The 18786-nt window shown below is 65.3% G+C and carries 18 protein-coding genes; 6 read left to right on the top strand and 12 right to left on the bottom strand.

Annotated features, from left to right (window positions below):
• Positions 1 to 186: 186 nt before the first annotated feature.
• Positions 187 to 657, top strand: a complete 471-nt coding sequence (locus E4P29_RS14720) for an OsmC family protein (RefSeq protein WP_135045761.1) — start codon at positions 187 to 189, stop codon at positions 655 to 657.
• On the top strand, positions 654 to 1694 hold the full coding sequence (locus E4P29_RS14715) for a nucleoside hydrolase (protein ID WP_135045759.1): 1041 nt from the start codon (positions 654 to 656) through the stop codon (positions 1692 to 1694). The genes E4P29_RS14720 and E4P29_RS14715 overlap by 4 nt, the downstream gene beginning before the upstream one ends.
• A 9-nt stretch (positions 1695 to 1703) precedes the next feature.
• On the opposite strand, the gene meaB is transcribed toward E4P29_RS14715, so the two are convergent.
• From meaB to mutA, 3 genes are read right to left on the bottom strand one after another with little or no spacing between them, the layout of a single operon-like run.
• Positions 1704 to 2702 (bottom strand): methylmalonyl Co-A mutase-associated GTPase MeaB, encoded by a 999-nt coding sequence (gene meaB, locus E4P29_RS14710; protein ID WP_135045757.1) that lies wholly within the window; start codon positions 2700 to 2702, stop codon positions 1704 to 1706.
• A gap of 2 nt (positions 2703 to 2704) precedes the next feature.
• Positions 2705 to 4975, bottom strand: coding sequence for a methylmalonyl-CoA mutase (gene scpA / locus E4P29_RS14705; RefSeq protein WP_135045755.1), 2271 nt, complete (start codon positions 4973 to 4975; stop codon positions 2705 to 2707).
• Positions 4972 to 6852 carry a methylmalonyl-CoA mutase small subunit gene (mutA, locus tag E4P29_RS14700; RefSeq protein ID WP_135045753.1) on the bottom strand — a complete coding sequence of 627 codons (1881 nt, stop codon included), beginning with the start codon at positions 6850 to 6852 and terminating at the stop codon, positions 4972 to 4974. The genes scpA and mutA overlap by 4 nt, the downstream gene beginning before the upstream one ends.
• 307 nt (positions 6853 to 7159) lie before the next feature.
• Between mutA and E4P29_RS14695 the strand changes: the two genes are divergently transcribed.
• From E4P29_RS14695 to E4P29_RS14685, 3 genes are read left to right on the top strand one after another with little or no spacing between them, the layout of a single operon-like run.
• Positions 7160 to 7858, top strand: coding sequence for a TVP38/TMEM64 family protein (locus E4P29_RS14695; protein WP_135045751.1), 699 nt, complete (start codon positions 7160 to 7162; stop codon positions 7856 to 7858).
• A 49-nt stretch (positions 7859 to 7907) separates the two neighbouring features.
• Complete coding sequence (locus tag E4P29_RS14690; protein ID WP_135045749.1) at positions 7908 to 8507, top strand: hypothetical protein; 600 nt, start codon at positions 7908 to 7910, stop codon at positions 8505 to 8507.
• Positions 8504 to 9013 carry a hypothetical protein gene (locus tag E4P29_RS14685; RefSeq protein WP_135045747.1) on the top strand — a complete coding sequence of 170 codons (510 nt, stop codon included), beginning with the start codon at positions 8504 to 8506 and terminating at the stop codon, positions 9011 to 9013. Before E4P29_RS14690 ends, E4P29_RS14685 begins: the two co-directional genes overlap by 4 nt.
• Here E4P29_RS14685 and E4P29_RS14680 read toward each other — a convergent pair whose 3' ends face one another.
• The 3 genes from E4P29_RS14680 to E4P29_RS14670 are packed head-to-tail and all read right to left on the bottom strand — an operon-like array spanning position 9014 to position 11498.
• Positions 9014 to 10198, bottom strand: coding sequence for an SPFH domain-containing protein (locus tag E4P29_RS14680; protein WP_135045744.1), 1185 nt, complete (start codon positions 10196 to 10198; stop codon positions 9014 to 9016).
• A gap of 5 nt (positions 10199 to 10203) precedes the next feature.
• Positions 10204 to 10635, bottom strand: a complete 432-nt coding sequence (locus E4P29_RS14675; RefSeq protein ID WP_209205410.1) for an NfeD family protein — start codon at positions 10633 to 10635, stop codon at positions 10204 to 10206.
• Between the two features lie 56 nt (positions 10636 to 10691).
• The gene (locus tag E4P29_RS14670; RefSeq protein WP_135045910.1) at positions 10692 to 11498 is read right to left on the bottom strand and encodes a DUF3097 domain-containing protein; all 807 of its coding nucleotides are present in this window, start codon (positions 11496 to 11498) and stop codon (positions 10692 to 10694) included.
• Positions 11499 to 11574: 76 nt separating this feature from the next.
• Here E4P29_RS14670 and E4P29_RS14665 point away from each other — a divergent pair, with 76 nt between their 5' ends.
• Positions 11575 to 12408, top strand: a complete 834-nt coding sequence (locus E4P29_RS14665; protein ID WP_167735485.1) for a hypothetical protein — start codon at positions 11575 to 11577, stop codon at positions 12406 to 12408.
• A gap of 109 nt (positions 12409 to 12517) precedes the next feature.
• Here E4P29_RS14665 and E4P29_RS14660 read toward each other — a convergent pair whose 3' ends face one another.
• The 6 genes from E4P29_RS14660 to E4P29_RS14635 form a co-directional block, all read right to left on the bottom strand.
• On the bottom strand, positions 12518 to 13597 hold the full coding sequence (locus E4P29_RS14660; protein WP_135045740.1) for a ferrochelatase: 1080 nt from the start codon (positions 13595 to 13597) through the stop codon (positions 12518 to 12520).
• A gap of 102 nt (positions 13598 to 13699) precedes the next feature.
• On the bottom strand, positions 13700 to 14524 hold the full coding sequence (gene inhA / locus E4P29_RS14655; protein WP_135045738.1) for an NADH-dependent enoyl-ACP reductase InhA: 825 nt from the start codon (positions 14522 to 14524) through the stop codon (positions 13700 to 13702).
• Positions 14525 to 14585: 61 nt separating this feature from the next.
• A complete protein-coding gene (gene fabG1 / locus E4P29_RS14650) occupies positions 14586 to 15308 on the bottom strand; it encodes a 3-oxoacyl-ACP reductase FabG1 (RefSeq protein ID WP_135045736.1) in 723 nt (240 codons plus the stop codon).
• A gap of 66 nt (positions 15309 to 15374) precedes the next feature.
• Complete coding sequence (locus E4P29_RS14645; protein WP_135045735.1) at positions 15375 to 16373, bottom strand: VWA domain-containing protein; 999 nt, start codon at positions 16371 to 16373, stop codon at positions 15375 to 15377.
• Complete coding sequence (locus E4P29_RS14640) at positions 16370 to 17356, bottom strand: DUF58 domain-containing protein (RefSeq protein WP_135045733.1); 987 nt, start codon at positions 17354 to 17356, stop codon at positions 16370 to 16372. The genes E4P29_RS14645 and E4P29_RS14640 overlap by 4 nt, the downstream gene beginning before the upstream one ends.
• Positions 17353 to 18639: a MoxR family ATPase gene (locus E4P29_RS14635; protein ID WP_209205409.1), complete on the bottom strand. Its 1287-nt coding sequence runs from the start codon at positions 18637 to 18639 to the stop codon at positions 17353 to 17355. The genes E4P29_RS14640 and E4P29_RS14635 overlap by 4 nt, the downstream gene beginning before the upstream one ends.
• Positions 18640 to 18786: the final 147 nt, after the last annotated feature.

Raw genomic sequence — 18786 nt, 5'->3', positions numbered from 1 at the left:
GAGCACAATGACCAGCGAACAAACTCCGAAACGGACATGGACGCGCACAGGTGCGCATTCCCCCAGGTGAGGGTCGGTCGATCGAATCTTGGTCACTACCTTGACAATTGGTGCAATGGTCACAATACGGACAGGCACCTCGGCGTGCATCACGTCCGGTGCAACCAGGCCTGGCACGATGGACACATGCCCACCCATGACTACGCCCTGGCCGTGAGCTGGACCGGCAATCGCGGACACGGGACGGCGAATGCAGCCGCATACGACCGCGATCATCTCGTCACGGCACCTGGCAAACCCGATCTCGCGGCCAGTTCCGATCCGAGCTTTCGCGGCGATCGCGAGCGGTGGAATCCCGAGGAGCTACTCGTGGCGTCGCTGTCGAGCTGCCACATGCTGTGGTACCTCGGGTTGGCTGCCGCATCGCACGTGACCGTCACCGGCTACGTCGACTCCCCCACCGGGGTCATGACCGAGCAATCCGACGGCTCGGGGCAGTTCGTCGAGGTGACCCTGGCTCCGGTAGTGACGGTCGCCGAGTCCTCGATGGTGACCCGTGCGGAGGAACTGCACGCCGAGGCCGCAGCCAAGTGCTTCATCGCCCGATCGGTCAACTTCCCGGTCCGCCACAATCCGACGACCGAGGTGAACGCATGACCGTACCGATGATCGTCGACGTCGACACCGGGATCGACGACTCGCTTGCACTGCTCTACCTGTTGGCCACCGACGAGGCCGAGATCCTCGGCATAGCGTCCACCGCCGGTAACGTGCCGGTGAACCAGGTCGCCGCGAACAACCTGGCCTGGCTCGACCTGTGCCGCGCGGCCGATATCGAAGTGTCGCTCGGTGCGCAGGTGCCGTTGGTGGCACCACTGATGACCACCGAGGACACACACGGACCGCAGGGCATCGGATATGCGGAGCTGCCGGTCTCGAGTCGGGACCTGTCCGCACGCGATGCCACCACGATGTGGATCGAGTTGGTTCGCTCGCGCCCGGGTGAGATCACCGGTCTCGTCACCGGTCCGCTGACCAATCTCGCGCTGGCGGTTCGCCGAGACCCCGAGTTGCCTCGGCTGTTGAAGCGATTGGTGTTGATGGGTGGTGCTTTTCAGCATCAGGGAAACACGACGCCGACGAGCGAGTGGAACATCGCGGTGGACCCCGAGGCTGCAGCGGAGGTTTTCGCCGCGTTCTCCGGACTACCCGAGGACCGACGTCCGATCGTCTGCGCACTCGACATCACCGAGACCATCGAGATGACACCCGAGCACATTCGCCTTCTGGGTGAACGCGCCGGAAGCGTTCCGGCCGAGCTGATCTCGCCGACCGATGCGCCGGGGGCGCGATCGACGGCCTCGAACCCGATTGTGCGCCACTTCTCGGATGCGGTCCGCTTCTACTTCGAGTTTCATCGCGATCACGATCAGGGGTTCCTGGCCCACATGCACGATCCGTTCGCCGCAGCAGTGGCGGTGCAACCGAATATCGCCAGTTATCGGCACGCGACAGTGGACGTGGAACTGGTCGGAACCCTTACTCGCGGAACGACGGTGGCGGACTGGCGCGGGATGTGGGGCAAGCCGCCGAACGTCGCCATCGCCACCCACGCCGATCCTCGGGCGTTCTTCGATCAGCTCGTGGAACGCGTCGGCGAGCTGGCGGCCACCCTGTACCCGGCCCAGCAGTGACAGCAGGCGTCAGGAATCGAACGCGTCGAGTAGCTCCTGAGCGGCCAACGCCGCCGTGAGCGACCCGTCGCGCACGCGAGATTCGACGTCGTGTCGAATTGCCTTCACTGTCGGGCTCTGAGCCAACCGACGCAGTAGCTGATCGTTGACCATCGTCCACGTCCAGTCCACCTGCTGCTTGCGACGCTTCTCGGCGAACTCGCCTGCGTCACGGAGCACCTGCTGGTGGCGGAGCACCGTGTTCCAGAACTCGTCGAGGCCGGTGCCTTCGATGGCGCTCATCGTCAACACCGGAGGCTTCCAGATCGCATCGTGTGGATAGATCAGCCGCAGCGCACCCGCCAACTCGCGGGCCGCGTTCTTCGCATCGGTCGCATGCTTGCCGTCGGCCTTGTTCACGGCCACCAGATCTGCGAGTTCGAGAACGCCCTTCTTGATGCCCTGCAACTGATCCCCGGTCCGCGCCAACGTGAGGAACGTGAAGCAGTCGACCATGTTCGCTACGGTCACCTCGGACTGGCCCACGCCCACCGTCTCGACCAGGATCACGTCGAATCCCGCTGCTTCGAGCAATACGATGGTCTCCCGCGTCGCCCGGGCCACTCCGCCCAACGTTCCCGACGTCGGCGACGGCCTGATGTACGCGTTCTCCTGTACGGCCAGGCGCGACATTCTGGTCTTGTCGCCCAGAATGGAACCGCCGGTGCGCGTGGACGACGGATCGACGGCCAGCACCGCAACCCGGTGCCCCTTCTCGATCAACCGCATGCCCAGCGCATCGATGAAGGTCGACTTGCCGACCCCCGGCACCCCGGTGATGCCCACCCGGTGCGAGCCGCCGGCATCGGGCAGCACCCGAAGAAGCAACTGCTGCGCCAGATCGCGATGATCCGAGCGGGTGGACTCGACCAGGGTGATGGCACGCGCCAGCCCGGATCGTTCGTTCGCTCGGACCGACTCGGCCACCGCATCGATGTCGATGACGCGGCCCTTGTTCGGAGAGTTCATATTCAGGCGTTGGCCTCGCGTGGTGCATGCCCGAGCGCGACGGACAGCTTCTCCACCAGACCGATCGCGGCGTCGGCGATGACGGTGCCCGGAGGGAAGATCGCGGCAGCCCCCGCTGCGTAGAGCTCGTCGAAATCGCCCGGCGGGATGACGCCACCGACGACGATCATGATGTCCTCGCGCCCGACGTCGGCCAAGGCCTGACGCAAGGCGGGCACCAGCGTCAGATGGCCTGCCGCCAGAGACGACACGCCGACCACGTGGACGTCGTTGTCGGCGGCCTGGCGGGCCACCTCCTCGGGCGTCTGGAACAACGGACCGACGTCGACGTCGAAGCCGATGTCGGCGAACGCCGTGGCAATGACCTTCTGGCCTCGGTCGTGTCCGTCCTGCCCCATCTTGCACACCAGAACACGAGGACGACGGCCCTCGTCCTCGGCGAACTGTTCGACCAACGCGGTGGCGCGGGTGATGTTGTCCGATTTACCTGCCTCGTCGCGGTACACACCACTGATTGTCCGTATTTCGGCCTGATGGCGCCCGTAGACCTTCTCCAAGGCGTCGGAAATCTCACCGACGGTGGCCATCTTGCGGGCGGCATCGATGGCGAGGGCGAGCAGGTTGTTCTCCATGCCCGGCTGGTCCGACGCTGCGGCCCGGGTCAGGTTCGCCAGAGCGGCCTCGACCTCTGCGGTGTCCCGCTCGGCACGAAGGCGCTCCAGCTTCTCGATCTGTTCTTTTCGCACCTTCGAGTTCTCGACTTTGAGTACCTCGATGGTGTCGGGCTCGTCGGGCACGTACTTGTTGACGCCCACAAGAGGCTGGCGCCCGGAGTCGATGCGCGCCTGGGTGCGAGCGGCCGCCTCCTCGATGCGCAACTTCGGGATGCCTTCGCCGATGGCCTGGGCCATACCGCCCGCTTCCTCGACCTCCGCGATGTGTGCGCGAGCCCGATTCGCCAGCTGATGGGTGAGCCACTCGACGTAATGCGACCCGCCCCACGGATCGATCGGCCGAACGGTGTTGGATTCCTGCGCGATGAGCAGCTGAGTGTTGCGCGCGATCCGGGCCGAGAAGTCGGTCGGCAACGCCAATGCTTCGTCGAGCGCATTGGTGTGCAAAGACTGGGTGTGGCCCTGCGTCGCGGCCATGGCTTCGACGCAGGTGCGGGCGACGTTGTTGAACACGTCCTGCGCTGTCAGAGACCAGCCCGACGTCTGCGAATGAGTGCGTAGTGAACGGGATTTGGCACTCTTGGGCTCGAATTGTTGGACGAGCTCGGCCCACAGCAGCCGCCCGGCGCGGAGCTTGGCAACCTCCATGAAGAAGTTCATTCCGATGGCCCAGAAGAACGACAGTCTCGGTGCGAACGTATCGATGTCCATACCCGCATCCAGACCGGCCCGGATGTACTCGACACCGTCCGCGAGGGTGTAGGCGAGTTCGAGATCGGCTGTGGCACCGGCCTCTTGGATGTGGTAGCCGGAGATGGAGATCGAGTTGTACTTCGGCATCTTCTCGCTGGTGTACGCAAAGATGTCCGAGATGATGCGCATCGACGGCTTCGGCGGATAGATGTAGGTGTTGCGCACCATGAACTCTTTGAGGATGTCGTTCTGGATGGTGCCGGCGAGTTTCTCCGGCCCGACGCCTTGCTCCTCCGCGGCGGCAACGTACAGCGCCAGAATCGGCAGCACGGCGCCGTTCATCGTCATCGACACCGAGACGCTGCCCAGGTCGATACCGTCGAAGAGCTGCCGCATGTCGTAGATGGAATCGATTGCGACACCGGCCATTCCGACGTCACCCTGCACTCGCGGGTGATCGGAGTCGTAGCCCCGGTGAGTGGCCAGATCGAACGCCACCGACAGGCCTTTCTGCCCGGCCGCGAGGTTGCGGCGGTAGAAGGCGTTGGACTCGGCGGCAGTGGAGAATCCGGCGTACTGACGGATGGTCCACGGCTGGTTGACGTACATCGTGGGATACGGTCCCCGCACGAACGGCGGAGCACCCGGGTAGCTGTGCAACGGGTAGCCCTCGGCCTCGGCGGCGTCGCGGTCTGCCTCGGTGTACACCGGCTTGACGTCGATGCCCTCGGGAGTGGACCACACCACCTGCTCGGGGGTGTAGAAGTTCGCCTTGGCACCGTTCTTCACGTGCGCGGCCACGTCCTCCGCGGACGGCGGCGGTGGCGTCGGCTCGTCGGGATCGACCAGCGGTACGTCGGCGAAACTGCCGATGATGTGCGAGATTCGGTTCTCGTCGGTACTCACTTCGAGGCTCCCAGCGTGTCGAGAAGTTCGGTCAGCACGGCGACGGCGTCGACCTTGGCGGTCAGGAAGCCGTCGGGACGGGACGGGCCGTCGACGCCGGCGAAGATCTTCTCCGGGCCGGTGAGCAAGACCCGCGAGACACCAGCTGCACGCAGAGCGTCCACGGCAGTAACGGCCTCGTCGCTGTATCGCTTGTCGGTGCCGCACACCACGGCGATCGAGGCTCCCGACGCTTCGACAGCACCGGCGACAGCGTCGACGCCCAGGGGTCCGGGGTTGACCGCTTCGATTCCCCCCGACGCCAACAGATTGGACGCGAAGGTCGTACGGACGTTGTGCTCGGCGACGGTCCCCAATGGGACGAGTAGTACCTGGGGTCGCGAATGATGTTGGGCCAGATAAGAATCGGATCGATCTCGGAGCGACTCGAATGCCCGGCCGTACCGATACACGGGTGCCGAGCCGGCAGGCTGCGTCTGCTCGGGAGTCAGGGGGGCCTCGGCCAGATTGGGAAACTCGTTGACACCGGTCAACGGAGTGATCCGATGCGCGATGTCGGAATCGCGTTCTGCACGGGTCTTCTCGATCTCGGCAACCAGCGAACCGTCCGCGGTTGCTGCAGTGAATCCGCCCGAAGCCTCGACGCCCCGGAAGAACTCCCACGCCGTCGCGGCAACCGCAGCCGTGAGTTCCTCGACGTACCACGAGCCCGAACCCGGATCCAGAACTCGACCCAGATGGGCTTCCTCCAGCAGGAGCAACTGAGTGTTTCTCGCGATACGGGCAGCAAACGTCTTCGACACTCCGGCGGCGCCACCGTTCAGTGCCGCGTCGAACGGCAGCACCGTCACCGAATCCGCACCACCCACTCCGGCGCCGAACGACGCAAGAGTGGTACGCAGCATGTTCACCCACGGATCGCGCTGCGACATCATCGCTTCCGACGTCACCGCATGCTGAGGAGCGTCACCGGCGTCGGGCGCACCGCACACCTGCGCAATCCGGGCCCACAGAATGCGAGCGGCGCGAAACTTGGCGATGGTCTGGAACTGGTCGTCGGTTGCTGCGAATCGAAACTCGATCTGGCGCAGAGCATCCGAGACAGTCACACCGTTCTCGGTCATCGATCGCACGTACTCGAGCCCGGCAGCGATCGACGCACCCAGTTCCTGCGCATCCGACGCACCCTGATTGTGGAACACGGTGCCGTCGACGGTGATGGCACGCATCGACTCGGCGCGGTCGATGCACGCGCGGGCCAGGTCGAGCGCCTCGGCCATCTCTATGGATTCCGTGCCTGCCACTGCAGCAGTGAGAGTGTCCACTCCGAGCCTGACGTCGACGGCGGCGCGATCCTCGATATCTGCCGAGTCGAGAACGCCGAACAGTGCCGTCGCTGCCGCGCGAACGTCCCTGCGGGCATCGATCGTCAGTGGGGCGAGCTCGAGCAGCACACCACGCAATGCCTCCGGCAGATCCGACGGATCCAACCCACGCGACCCCACCGTCAACCAGAGAGCACTGGTTCCGTTGGCGAGCGAATCGAGGATCTGACCGTTCAGCGCGGGCACACCGTCACGAACGTCGGAACCGTGACGCGTGCACACCTTCCAGCCCGCGTTGACGTCCCGATGCGGATCACGCCCCCGCAGGTACGGAAACTGCCCCGGCAACGGACCCTCGGGGCGCTCGTCGAACGCGGTGTACAGCGGAGACACCGTGATTCCGTCGTACGTCGTGGAATCGAGAAGATGTTCGGGATCGGCGGGCAGATCGGCCACATCGACCCGGCGAGACTTGGCCAGGACCCCGGCCACCGCCTGCTGCCAGGCCGCGTGGGCACTGCGTGCGGCATCCTCCTGCGACGCGATGGACACGTGTGCTGCTCCCTCGGTTCGGCGGGCAGTCCTACACCCGACTTGAAGTGATGCTAACCCCACCTACAGGCAGGTTATCGTGAGGATCACCTCACGTTCGGTGACCCACGCCGCAGGCTCCGCTCCCGCGAAACCCTGGGTCACTCCGCAGGCTCCGCTCCCGCGAAACCCTGGGTCACTCCGCAGGCTCCGCTCCCGCGAAACCCTGGGTCACTCCGCAGGCTCCGCTCCCGCGAAACCCCTGGGTCACTCCGCAGGCTCCGCTCCCGAACCGTTCTGTCATCTCACGCCGGTACTCTTGCCTCTCGTGACCCGGCACCTGCGCGACCTTCGACTGATCGCGCTACTGGCGGTGATCGTCGTCCTGGCTGTCGTTGCAGTGTTCGCTCCGCATCCGAGTGTCGAGCAGATTCGCCAGTGGGGCACTTCGGTCGGTCCTGCGTTTCCGCTCGTGTTCTTCGCTGTCCACGCACTGGTGACCATTGCACCCATTCCCAGAACCCTGTTCACGTTGAGCGCAGGAGTGCTGTTCGGGCCTTTCACCGGTCTGGCGGTGACGATCGGCGCCTCGACGGTCAGCGCAGTCCTCGCCCTGCTGTTGGTTCGGGCGATCGGACGAGAGGCCGTGGCGGCTCGAATGTCGCATTCGGCTCTCGACTCGGTCGACGAGAGCCTGCGTCGACGAGGATGGCTCGCGGTCGGCTCTTTGCGGTTGATCGCACCGGTGCCGTTCTCGCTGGTGAACTACGCCTGCGGTGTGTCCGCGGTTCGGCTCGCCCCCTTCGCCCTGGCCACGGCCGTCGGCATGCTGCCCGGCACCCTCGGGATCGTGGTGATCGGTGGAGCCATCGGCGGGCAGAGTCATCCGGCACTGCTGGTGTTGTCGGGGATCTGCATTGCGATCGGCGTGAGCGGGTTGTTCGTCGACTGGCGGTTGTCGCGAACGCCCGAGGCCGCGGCGGCATCCGACAATGGGCGTCAGGGTGAGAACCTTGATTTGGGATAATCAAGCCTTGAAGCTTGACTTGGTCAAATCAACGACCTAGCCTTGTCGCATGTTCGTGTTGACCGTCGACCAGCGTCGCAGCAGACGCGATGTCGATCGCGTGCCCGAACTGTTGGACCGCTACCGCGACTTCGATCTGGTTCGGCCGTTCGATCGCACCGCAGGCGACGAGGTGCAGGCCGTCTGTGACGACGCAGCAACCGTCGTCGCGATCGCTCTCGACTTGGTGGCGACGCCACACTGGAGCGTGGGGATCGGCGTCGGATCGGTCGAACTCCCGTTACCCAACACGACGCGCGCAGGCCGTGGCCAGGCATTCGAGGCCGCCCGAGACGCCGTCACCAGGGCAAAGAACTCCCCCGCCGCGCTGGCCGTCACGGGACCCGAGCCGGCAGCGGCCGAGGACGCCGAAACCGCGTCGACCTTGGTGGCCCTGCTCGTCGTTCGACGCTCGGACCAGGGCCGAGAAGCGGTTGCGCTCATGGCGGAGGGCTTGTCGCAGACCGACGCAGCCGAAAGACTGAACATCAGCAAACAGGCTATGTCGCAACGACTTTCCGTTGCCGGCTGGCACGTCGAAAATGCCGGCCGTACCCTTGCCGCGAGGTTGTTGACCGCGGCGAACGCGACAGGAAGTCACACGTCATGATCATCGTCGCCCTCGTCCTATTGGTTCTGACGGCAGGTGTCGCCCTCGTACCGACCGGCGACCGCGTCAGGCCGTGGGTCCCCACTGCGGTGGCGTCGACTCTGCTCACCGCAGCCGCCGTACTTGCCAGCCTCGCCGGGCCGGCACACGGCGTCGGTCATGCAGTCGGAGTCGTCCTGAGCGTTGTCGTCGCCGCCGTCGGCGGCACCGCCGTGGTGCCCAGCGTCTTTCGTGTCGCCAGACGACAGAACGACTCGACCGACGACGAGCCGGTCGAGCCGCTGCGTGGAGGATTGACGATAGGAATTCTCGAACGTGTTGCCGTCGCGGTATCCATTCTCGCCGGCTGGCCCGAGGGAATTGCCATCGTACTTGCAGTCAAAGGACTTGCGCGCTACCCCGAACTGCGCGAATCCCACGCCTCCGAACAGTTCATCATCGGCACCTTCGCCAGCGTTCTGTGGGCACTGGCGGCAGCGGGCGTGGGATTCGCGATCAACTCGTGATCAGCGCGGTTCCGGTTCCGCCTCGGGAGATGCCGACAATGCGCCGAGGTCGAGACCTTTGGACAGCTCCGGAGAAGCAGCCAACGACGTGTCCACCGGCTTGCGGGCCACCGCTTCGGCGGCTTTGACCGCTTCGGCTACGGCCGGATCGGTTTTCGTCTCGAACCACTCCGCAACCTCGTCCGAGTCGTCCTCGGGCTTGGGCTCGTTGCCCGCAGATTCGTTGGGCTCGTATCGGAACACGCCATCCTCGCCGGGGGCTCCGAGTGTCTTGGCGAACCCCTTGAGAGCGTCGCCGAAATCGCTCGGGATCATCCACACCTTGTTCGCATCGCCCTGCGCCATCTGAGGCAACGTCTGCATGTACTGGTACGCCAACAGTTCCGGAGTGGGCTTACCGGCCTTGATGGCACCGAAGACCTTCTCGATGGCCTTCGCCTGACCCTGCGCCTCGAGGTACTTCGCGGCGCGATCACCCTGAGCACGCAGAATTCTGGACTGGCGCTCACCCTCGGCCGTGAGGATGGCCGCCTGCTTGCCGCCCTCGGCGGCGAGGATGCGACTCTGCTTGTCGCCCTCGGCTGTCTTGATCGCCGATTCACGGTGGCCCTCGGCCGTGAGAATGGTCGCCCGCTTCTCGCGGTCGGCCTTCATCTGCTTCTCCATCGATTCCTGAATCGAGGGTGGCGGATCGATGCTCTTGAGCTCGACGCGGGCGACTCGAAGACCCCACCGGCCGGTGGCCTCGTCCAGCACCACTCGGAGCTGACCGTTGATCGAGTCACGGGACGTCAGAGTCTCTTCCAACGTCATTCCGCCGACGACGTTACGCAGCGTGGTGGTCGTCAACTGCTCGACACCGACGATGTAGTTGTTGATCTCGTACACGGCCGACTGAGGATTGGTCACCTGGAAATACACGACGGTGTCGATCGACACCGTCAGGTTGTCCTTGGTGATCACCGGCTGCGGCGGGAACGAGACGACTCGTTCGCGCAAGTCGACTTTCGCACGGATGCGATCGACGAACGGGACGAGGAACGTGAGCTGACCGGACACGGTACGTGTGTACCGACCGAGTCTTTCGATCACTGCTGCCTCGGCTTGCGGGATGATCGAGATGGACTTGGCCATCAACACGGCGACGAACGCAACGATGACGGCCAGTGCTATGAGTGCTTCCACTGGCTTTACGGTCCCTTCCATACGACGGCGGTGGCACCGTCGATTTCCATCACGGTCACTGTGGTACCGGGGGCGTAGACCTCTGTCTCGTCCAACGGACGCGCGGTCCACACCTCGCCACCGAGTTTGATCTGGCCTTCGTGCGCAGTGACCTGTTCGAGCACGACTGCACTCTTACCGGTGAGAGCCGCGACCCCCATCGGGGTCTCCGGCGGATGTGCGAAGCGCCGCAACAAGATCGGGCGCAGACCCAGGACCAACGCCAACGACAACACACCGAACACGATTGCATCGGCCCACACCGGGAAGTCGGTCAACGCCGACACCCCGGCGGTACCGAGCGCACCGCCGGCGATCATCAGTAGGAAGAAGTCCCCGGTCAGTGCTTCGGCACCGGCGAGCACAACCGCCGCTATGAGCCACAAGATCGCTGCCACAAGGTCCATCCTGGCACGAATCGGACATCCACCGACGGATCAGCTGGTCGGAACGGCTACTCGGTGACGAAATCGACCAGTTGTTCGACGGCACCGATCAGTGGAGCCTCCAGATCTCGGAAACTCGAGACGGACGAGTAGACCCGACGCCATCCCTCCTGTGGAGTTCCCCACCCCAGCTCTCGACAGATTCCGGTCTTCCAGTCCTGACCGCGCGGGATCTTCGGCCACGCCGCGATACCGACTGCCGACGGCTTGACGGCCTCCCACACGTCGATGAACGGATGGCCGGTGACGAGAACGTGTTCGCCCAAGGATCTGGTCATCTTCGATTCCTTGGACCCGGTCACCAAATGATCCACCAGAACTCCGACGCGGCGGCCCGGGCCCGGGCCGAAATCGGCCAACCGCTCCCCCAGATTGTCCAGGCCCTCGAGATGTTCGACGACCACGCCCTCCACCCGAAGGTCGTGTCCCCATACGCTTTCCACCAGGGCCGCGTCGTGCACACCCTCGACCCAGATACGGCTGGCGCGAGCCGTCCGGGCTCGCAGGCCCTCGACCTTGGTGGATCCGGACGCCGATCTGGTCGGTTTCGCCGCGGTCGCGGGCTTCGGCCGGATCAGCGTCACCCGGCGGCCGTCGATCAGAAATGCGGCCTCGCGCAAGGCGAACAGTCGCGTCGTTCGGGCACCGTCCTCGAGTCGGACGAAATCTCCGTCGTACGTGCGCTCGAAGCCGACCACAGCACCGCAATAACCCGAACCCGCGTCCTCGACCACCATGCCGCGCTCGGCCGGCACCTCCGGTGCCGGAACCTTCCGCATGCGACTGTGCCCTTTGAGAATGTCTCCGCCGTACATGTCGTTCACGGCGACCAACGCTAGCGATACCGGCGTCCCGAGCACGGTTCGCCACGCCGACCTATGCTCGTGAGTCGTGTGTTCTCCGAGTGCAAGTCTTGCCCTGTGGGCCGGTTCCTGGTTGGCGGGTGTCGGTTCGCCGGACGACGTCATCGACGCGTTGTCCGAGTGGGCACCGATGCATCTGGTCGGTGCCGGTGACGCCGAAGCAGCAACGACGTACGGGCTGCGCTTTCCGGGTTACGCAGAGGGCATCGCCGGGGCGCTCGCCGCTGTCCGAACCGCCGCAAACGCAGGACCCTCACCCGCAGCCGGGGAGGAACGGATACGTCTGGTGCTGCCCGCAGCGGGCGCAGTGGCCGAACTGCCGGCCCGGACCGAATTCTCTCGCGCAGCGATCGGTGCCGAGCAGGCGGTGATGATCGGTACTCCGGGTTCGTCCGGAATCGGCGTGGTTCCCGTTGTCGAAGGTCCCGATGTGCTGCGCTGGACTGTGTATTCGATCGACGTTCCCGCTCACGCCCACCGAGATCGAGGTCTGGGTGAGGCCGAGTACGAGATGCGCGAGGCCGTGCGCGGCGCGGCGGATGCACTCGCTCGGATGCAATCGCTCCCTACCCGCACTCTCGAGGCGGACCCGCGCACTCGCATCGCCGAGCTCATCGCCGACGCTGCGCGGCACCGCTATCCCCCCGAGATGTCCGAACGCGCCTTCCGAGTACTCGAATCGGCCGATCGGGTCGCGGCAGTCCTCACGGTCGCAGCCGGATCGGCTCCCTCGGAGGCACCGACTGCCGCCGCGGCGGCAGCCCGCGAAGAACTGGTCCGGCCGCTGTGGGCCGCTGTGCGCACGGCCCGCACCATCGCCGTGGCGACGTCCATCGGTGCCTCGATGCAGTCGGCCCGATGACCGACAGGACCGACAGGACCGACACGTAGCGGTCCTGTCGGGGCTGGGCCGCGAGACAGGCAAGAGGCCAACCTCAGGCGGGAGCCGCCAGTCAGGCCGGCACCACCGGTCAGGCAGGGGCCGCTGCAGGCCGCGACGGACGCGTCGGCTGCTCGCAACATCCGACGGCACACCGACTGCCGTCGAGAGTCGAACCGTAGCCGGGCACGCTACCGAGCCCTCGGCACGTGCCGCCGATGCGATACTCGTCCACCAGCTCCCTGATCATCTTCGGGAATCGAGCATCGGAGCCGGGGGTACCCGCGCGAGCGAACGCCATCCCGAGTTCACTGGCCTTCTCCTCGGCCTCGGTGTCGAGATCCCACACCACTTCGAGGTGGTCGGACACGAATCCGATCGGGCACACGATCACCGCGTCGACGGACTTCTCCGACAACGCTTCGAGATGATCGCAGATGTCGGGGTCGAGCCACGGAACCTGCGGTGGTCCGGAACGGGACTGCCACACCAGGTCGTATTCGGTGCTGCCGGATGCGGCCGCCACCAGACGCGACGCCTCGGCCACCTGACGGCTGTAGAGGTGACCGCCGTCCTCGGGCGGGCCGGCGTTGGCGTCGGCGGCCGAGGGGATGGAGTGTGCAGTGAACACCAGACGTGCACCGGCGCGGTGCTGCTCGGGCAGTGAGGCTCGCGCCGATGCAACGGCGTCGCTGAACGCCTCGACCATCAACGGGTGGTCGTAGTACTGACGGATCTTGAGCAAGTGCGGGGCGTCGTCCCCCACCGACGCGCGGGCCCTCGCGATGTCCTCGTGGTACTGCCTGCACCCGGAATACCCGCCCCACGCGGAAGTCGGGAAGACGAGCGCAGAGCGGACGCCGTCCGCCTTCATCGTCGCAACGGTGTCCTCGACCATAGGATGCCAATTGCGATTGCCGAAGTAGATCGGCAATTCGATTCCGGCCGAATCGAACTCGGCCTGCAGTGCGGCGATGATGTCGCGATTGAGTTCGTTGATCGGTGATACGCCACCGAAGTGCATGTAGTGCTCGACGACGGCGTCGAGACGCTCGGGCGGCACACCGCGTCCGCGAGTGACGTTCTCGAGAAACGGGCGAACGTCGGCAGGCTTTTCCGGTCCGCCGAACGAGAGCACCAACAGTGCGTCGAAATCTCCAGGGGTGGTCATGAATCCATTGTGCCCCTGCCGCAGCAGGGCTGCGGCAGGGGCACAATCGGTCGACGAAACCTTCGGTGAGCGAGCCCACGTCGGACTCCGCTCACCGACGTGTCACATGTTTTCGGGCAGGTACGTGTTGTGGCTCGCTCCGCCGTCGACGTACACGATGGACCCGGTGGTTCCGGGCAGCCAATCGGACAGCAAGGCGACGATCGACTTGGCGACGACGGTCGGATCGTTGACGTCCCATCCGATGGGAGCTGCGCCGTCCCAGTACACGTTCAGCTGGTCCATCTTGGCCGCATCGCCGGTCGCAGTGCCTGCAATCGCCTTGGCGGCAAGAGTCCTGATCGGTCCTGCAGCAACGAGATTGGATCGAATGCGCTTGGCTGCGCCCACTTCCCGTGCCACGTAACGGTTCACCGACTCGAGAGCCGCCTTGGCTACGCCCATCCAGTTGTAATACGGCATCGAGGTACGCGGATCGAAGTCCATACCGACGATCGAGCCACCCTCGTTCATGACCGGCAGCACGGCGCGCGCGAGAGACGCGTAACTCCACGCCGAGATCTCGAATGCCCTCGCCGCGTCGGGACCCGGCCCCTCGAGGAACGGCTTGGCATCAGGGCCCATCAGGGTGCGAGGTGCGAATGCGATGGAATGCAGAACGCCGTCGATACCCTCCGGCGCTACTTCACGGACTCGGTCCGCCAGCGCGGCGAGGTGCTCCTCGTTGGTGGCGTCGAGCTCGATTGCCGGGGGCACCTCCTCGGGTAGCCGCTGCGCGATGCGGTCGATGAGCCGCAGCCGATCGAAACCGGTGATGATCACCTTGGCACCCTGCTCCTGCGCCATGGCCGCGGCATGGAACGCGATCGACGCGTCGGTGATGATGCCGGTGATGAGAATGGTCTTGCCTTCGAGCAATCCGCCCATAATGCTGCGTTCCTTAATTCGGAGGTGAATATCTATCGAAATCGTTGTGCGAGAGCGATTCTCAGTGCCCCATGCCCATGCCGCCGTCGACGGGAATGACGGCACCGGATACGTACGACGAGTCCGGGCCCGCAAGGAAGCTCACGACTGCTGCGACGTCCTCGGGCTGTCCGAGACGCTGAAGTGGAATGTATTCCTTCGCCTTGCCGCGCAAATCGTCCGACAACTCTGCGGTCATGTCGGTTTCGATGAATCCCGGGGAGACGACGTTTGCCGTGATGGATCGCGAACCGAGTTCCCTCGTGATCGACCGGGCCATGCCGATGACGCCGGCCTTGGACGCCGCGTAATTGATCTGCCCCGGCCCGCCGGCCATCGCGACGACGGAACTGAGGAAGATCATCCGGCCCCAGCGCGCGCGCAGCATGGCCCGGTTGGCGCGCTTGGCGACTCGGAAGGCTCCGGTCAGGTTCGCATCGATGACACGCTGGAACTGCTCCTCGGTCATACGCATCAGCAGGGTGTCGTCGGTGATGCCCGCGTTGGCCACGAGGACCTCGACGGGTCCGTGCTTCTCCTCGACCTCCTTGAAGGCCGCGTCGACCGAATCGGAGTCGGTGACGTCGCAGACGACTCCGAGCAATCCGTCGGGAGCCCCGGATCCGCGGTGGGTGACGGCCACCTTGTGTCCGTCGGCACTGAGCCGTTGAGCGATGGCCAGACCGATACCCCGGTTACCTCCGGTGACGAGTACCGATCGCGCGATGAAGTCAGGTTTGGACATGCCTAGCAACCTATCTGTTCGTCCTGGAATGACAAAGCGAAACTTACTGGTGAGTAATAACAGCGATCACGGCAATCGTTGCCGCATCACCAACGCCGAACCGAGCCCGGCGGAGATGCACAGGACGCCGAGGATCAACCAGGGTCGCGATGCGTCCCCGCGGGTGATCTCGAAGCCGATCTGCTCCTCCAAGGTGTCGTAGACGTCTCGGAGGCCCTCGAGCGAGGAGGCCGTGAAGAAACTTCCTCCGGACAGAGTCGCGATCTCACGCAACGACGGGTCGTCTACCGGGACGGGGACGCGCTCGACGCCGCCCCCACCTTCGTCCTCGATCTCGACCGATCCGTAGCTGGTACCGAACGAGATCGTCGAGATCGGCACTCCCTTGTCCTTGGCTGCGCGTGCCGCGGTGTAGCCGCCCCGTGGATCGTCGAGGTTCTGGGGCACGGTCTGCTTACCGTCCGAGAGCAGCACGATGCGGGCCGGCGGCGCGGCGTCGCCACCCCCGAGGATCGCGCCGAGGGTATCGATCGACTGCAGCGAGGTGAAGATTGCTTCACCGGTGGCCGTACGCTCGCTGAGCTGCAGTTTGTCGATTGCCGACTTGGTGGCTTCGCGGTTGGCCGTGGGTGAGACCAGTACCGAGGCGGTGCCCGCGAACGCGACGAGACCCAGGTTGATGCCGGGCGTGAGGCCGTCGGCGAACGACTTGGCTGCTTCTTGCGCCGCAGCCAATCGAGTGGGTTCGACGTCTGTCGCCTCCATCGACAGCGACACATCGATGACGAGCATCACCGTCGCTCGGTTCCGAGGAACACGTTGATCTGCGGTGGGGCCGGCCAACGCGACGGTCAGAAACAGCAGCCCGACCAGTACCAGTGCGGTCGGGAGATGACGCAGACGATTGGGCCGGTTGGGCGCGACCGACTCGAGCAACTCCATGTTGGAGAAGCGCAGCACGTGCTTCTGCTTGCGGCGTTGAATCCAGACGTACCCCGCTGTCAAGGCCAGGACGACGACGAGAAACGCGAGCCACCACGGTGCGGAGAAATCGGTGAGGCTCATCGCGAACCTGCCCGAGCGGTGTTGGTGAAACCGGACCCGATGGTGTGCCTGCGAGCAGTGACGAAGCGGACGACATCGGCGATCCAGTCACCGTCGGTGCGCAGAGTCAGACGCGGTGCTCCGCATCGGCGTAACGCTTTCTCCACATCGTCGCGGTGTGCTGCGGCTGCTCGCGCGAAGTCGGCGCGAAGCCGGGGTGTCGCAGCGAACTCTCGGGTACGGCCGGACTCCGGGTCGTGCAGGACTACGTCGCCGACATCGGGCAGTTCGAGGTCCCGTGGATCGAGCACCTCGACGGCCAAGACGTCGTGTCTGGCGGAGATCGCTCGCAGCGATCGTTCCCAGTCGATCGGGCCGAGGAAGTCGCTGATCACCACGGCCATACCGCGGCGGCGTTCCGGACGCCGCAGCGCCTCGACGGCATCGCGCAGATCGCCGCGGACACCGTCCGCAGCGGACGGTGTCGTGGCGATCGTCCGCAGCATCGACTGGCTGTGCACTCGCCCACCACGCGCCGGGATTCGCGTCGTCGTCGCTCCGGTGGCCACCACGGCTCCGATCCGGTTACCGCCGCCGCCGGTCAGATGGGTGATGGCGGCGGAGGCCGCGACGGCGAGATCGCGTTTTTCGCACCCGGCCGTTCCGAAATCCAGGCTGGCCGACAGATCGACCACCAGCCACGTTTCCAGTTCGCGATCGGCCACCGACTGACGCACGTGGGGATGCGTCGTACGCGCAGTGACCGACCAGTCCATCTGCCGAACGTCGTCGCCGGGCTGATATTCACGGGCGTCCCCGGGTTCGGACCCCGGGCCCGGGATCAGGCCCAGGTGGTCGCCGTGCAAAACCCCGTCGAGACGCCGACGCACGGTCAATTCGAGCGTGCGCAGCGCGGCGGCCAACTTCGGATCACGCAGCTCGCCGGACCGAAACGACGGCGGCCGTGAGACCGCACCTCGGCCGGCACTGTCGGCTGCGCTCACTGACCCGGCGAACCGGTCGACGATGCATCACCGGACGGCTTGTGCAGCGACGGAGCAGGTTCGCCGGCCGGGCCGTTCGGGTTGCGCTGTTCAGGTGTCGGTTGGGGTGCCGAGCCGGGCCCTTGCCCGGGGAACTGCGGCTGACCCGGGTACTGCCCCTGGGCCGGACCCTGTCCCTGGCCCGGAAACTGTCCCTGGGCCGGATACTGCGGCCCTGCTCCCGGGAACTGCGGTGTGCCCTGTTGTCCACCGAAGGGCTGACCGAGTGCAGAGGTGCCGTTGTCGTGCGACATCGGAACCGCCTGCGGCGACACCTGCGGTAGTCCGACGGCCTGCAGAATGCGGGAAATCACGGTCTCGGGCGTCACCTCGTCGGCGAGCGCGTCGTAGGAGAGCACCAGCCGATGCCGAAGCACGTCGGGGATGACCTCGAGCACGTCCTGAGGGACGACGTAGTCGCGGCCTCGCAGCAGGGCGAGAGCGCGGGACGCAGCGATGATGCCGAGGGTGGCACGCGGGGAGGCCCCGTACGCGATCCAGCTGCCGACGTCGTCCAACCCGAACTGTTCGGGTGTGCGGGTGGCGGCAATGACCCGAACCACGTAGTCGACGAGCGCGTGATGCACGAACACCGAACTGGCCAGGTTCTGCAGACGGACCAACTCGACAGGGTCCAGGATCTGCTTGGGCTCGGGCGCCTTGATCCCCATGCGATAGACGATCTCGCGTTCTTCTTCCACCGTCGGATAGTCGACGACGATCTTGAACAGGAAGCGGTCGCGCTGGGCTTCCGGGAGCGGGTAGACGCCTTCGTTCTCGATGGGGTTCTGCGTCGCCATCACCAGGAACGGGTCGGGCATGGGGAACGTCTTGCCGCCGATGGTCACGTGCCGCTCTGCCATGACTTCGAGCAGTGCCGACTGCACCTTCGCCGGCGCCCGGTTGATCTCGTCGGCGAGTACGAAGTTCGCCACGACCGGGCCGAGTTCTGTGTCGAACTCTTCGCGGCCCTGGCGGTAGATACGGGTTCCGACCAGGTCGGTGGGTACCAGGTCCGGGGTGAACTGGACGCGGGAGAACGAGCCCCCGACAACGCGGGCGAACGTCTCGACTGCGAGGGTCTTCGCTACCCCGGGAACGCCTTCCAGCAGCACGTGACCTCGGGCCAACAAGCCGACCAGAATGCGCTCGACCAGGCGATCCTGACCGACGATCACCCGTTTGACCTCGTACACGGCCTTCTCGAGAAGCTGAACGTCCTCGGCGAGATCGGGACTGTCCACCCGCTCCGGCTCCCCACCCTGCGGATTCGGACTCGAAGACCCGATCTGTGTCGGCTCCTCGTCATTCGAAATCCGGCCGTCACGTGATGTCACCAAGAATTCACCGCTTTCAGTCGATCATCGTCTGGCACGTTCCTTACCGCCGCG

The organism is Rhodococcus sp. 1R11, assembly GCF_004563845.1.
Lineage (GTDB): Bacteria > Actinomycetota > Actinomycetes > Mycobacteriales > Mycobacteriaceae > Rhodococcoides.
This window is presented reverse-complemented; position numbering and strand designations above follow the sequence as displayed.

Excerpts from the sequence above, each read along its gene's own strand:
- E4P29_RS14685 (WP_135045747.1), top strand. The coding sequence starts at position 8,504 with ATGATCATCGTCGCCCTCGTCCTATTGGTTCTGACGGCAGGTGTCGCC.
- E4P29_RS14660 (WP_135045740.1), bottom strand. The coding sequence starts at position 13,597 with ATGACCACCCCTGGAGATTTCGACGCACTGTTGGTGCTCTCGTTCGGC.
- meaB (WP_135045757.1), bottom strand. The coding sequence starts at position 2,702 with ATGAACTCTCCGAACAAGGGCCGCGTCATCGACATCGATGCGGTGGCC.
- E4P29_RS14690 (WP_135045749.1), top strand. The coding sequence starts at position 7,908 with ATGTTCGTGTTGACCGTCGACCAGCGTCGCAGCAGACGCGATGTCGAT.
- inhA (WP_135045738.1), bottom strand. The coding sequence starts at position 14,524 with ATGGGCGGATTGCTCGAAGGCAAGACCATTCTCATCACCGGCATCATC.
- E4P29_RS14670 (WP_135045910.1), bottom strand. The coding sequence starts at position 11,498 with ATGTACGGCGGAGACATTCTCAAAGGGCACAGTCGCATGCGGAAGGTT.
- fabG1 (WP_135045736.1), bottom strand. The coding sequence starts at position 15,308 with ATGTCCAAACCTGACTTCATCGCGCGATCGGTACTCGTCACCGGAGGT.
- E4P29_RS14715 (WP_135045759.1), top strand. The coding sequence starts at position 654 with ATGACCGTACCGATGATCGTCGACGTCGACACCGGGATCGACGACTCG.
- E4P29_RS14720 (WP_135045761.1), top strand. The coding sequence starts at position 187 with ATGCCCACCCATGACTACGCCCTGGCCGTGAGCTGGACCGGCAATCGC.
- E4P29_RS14645 (WP_135045735.1), bottom strand. The coding sequence starts at position 16,373 with ATGAGCCTCACCGATTTCTCCGCACCGTGGTGGCTCGCGTTTCTCGTC.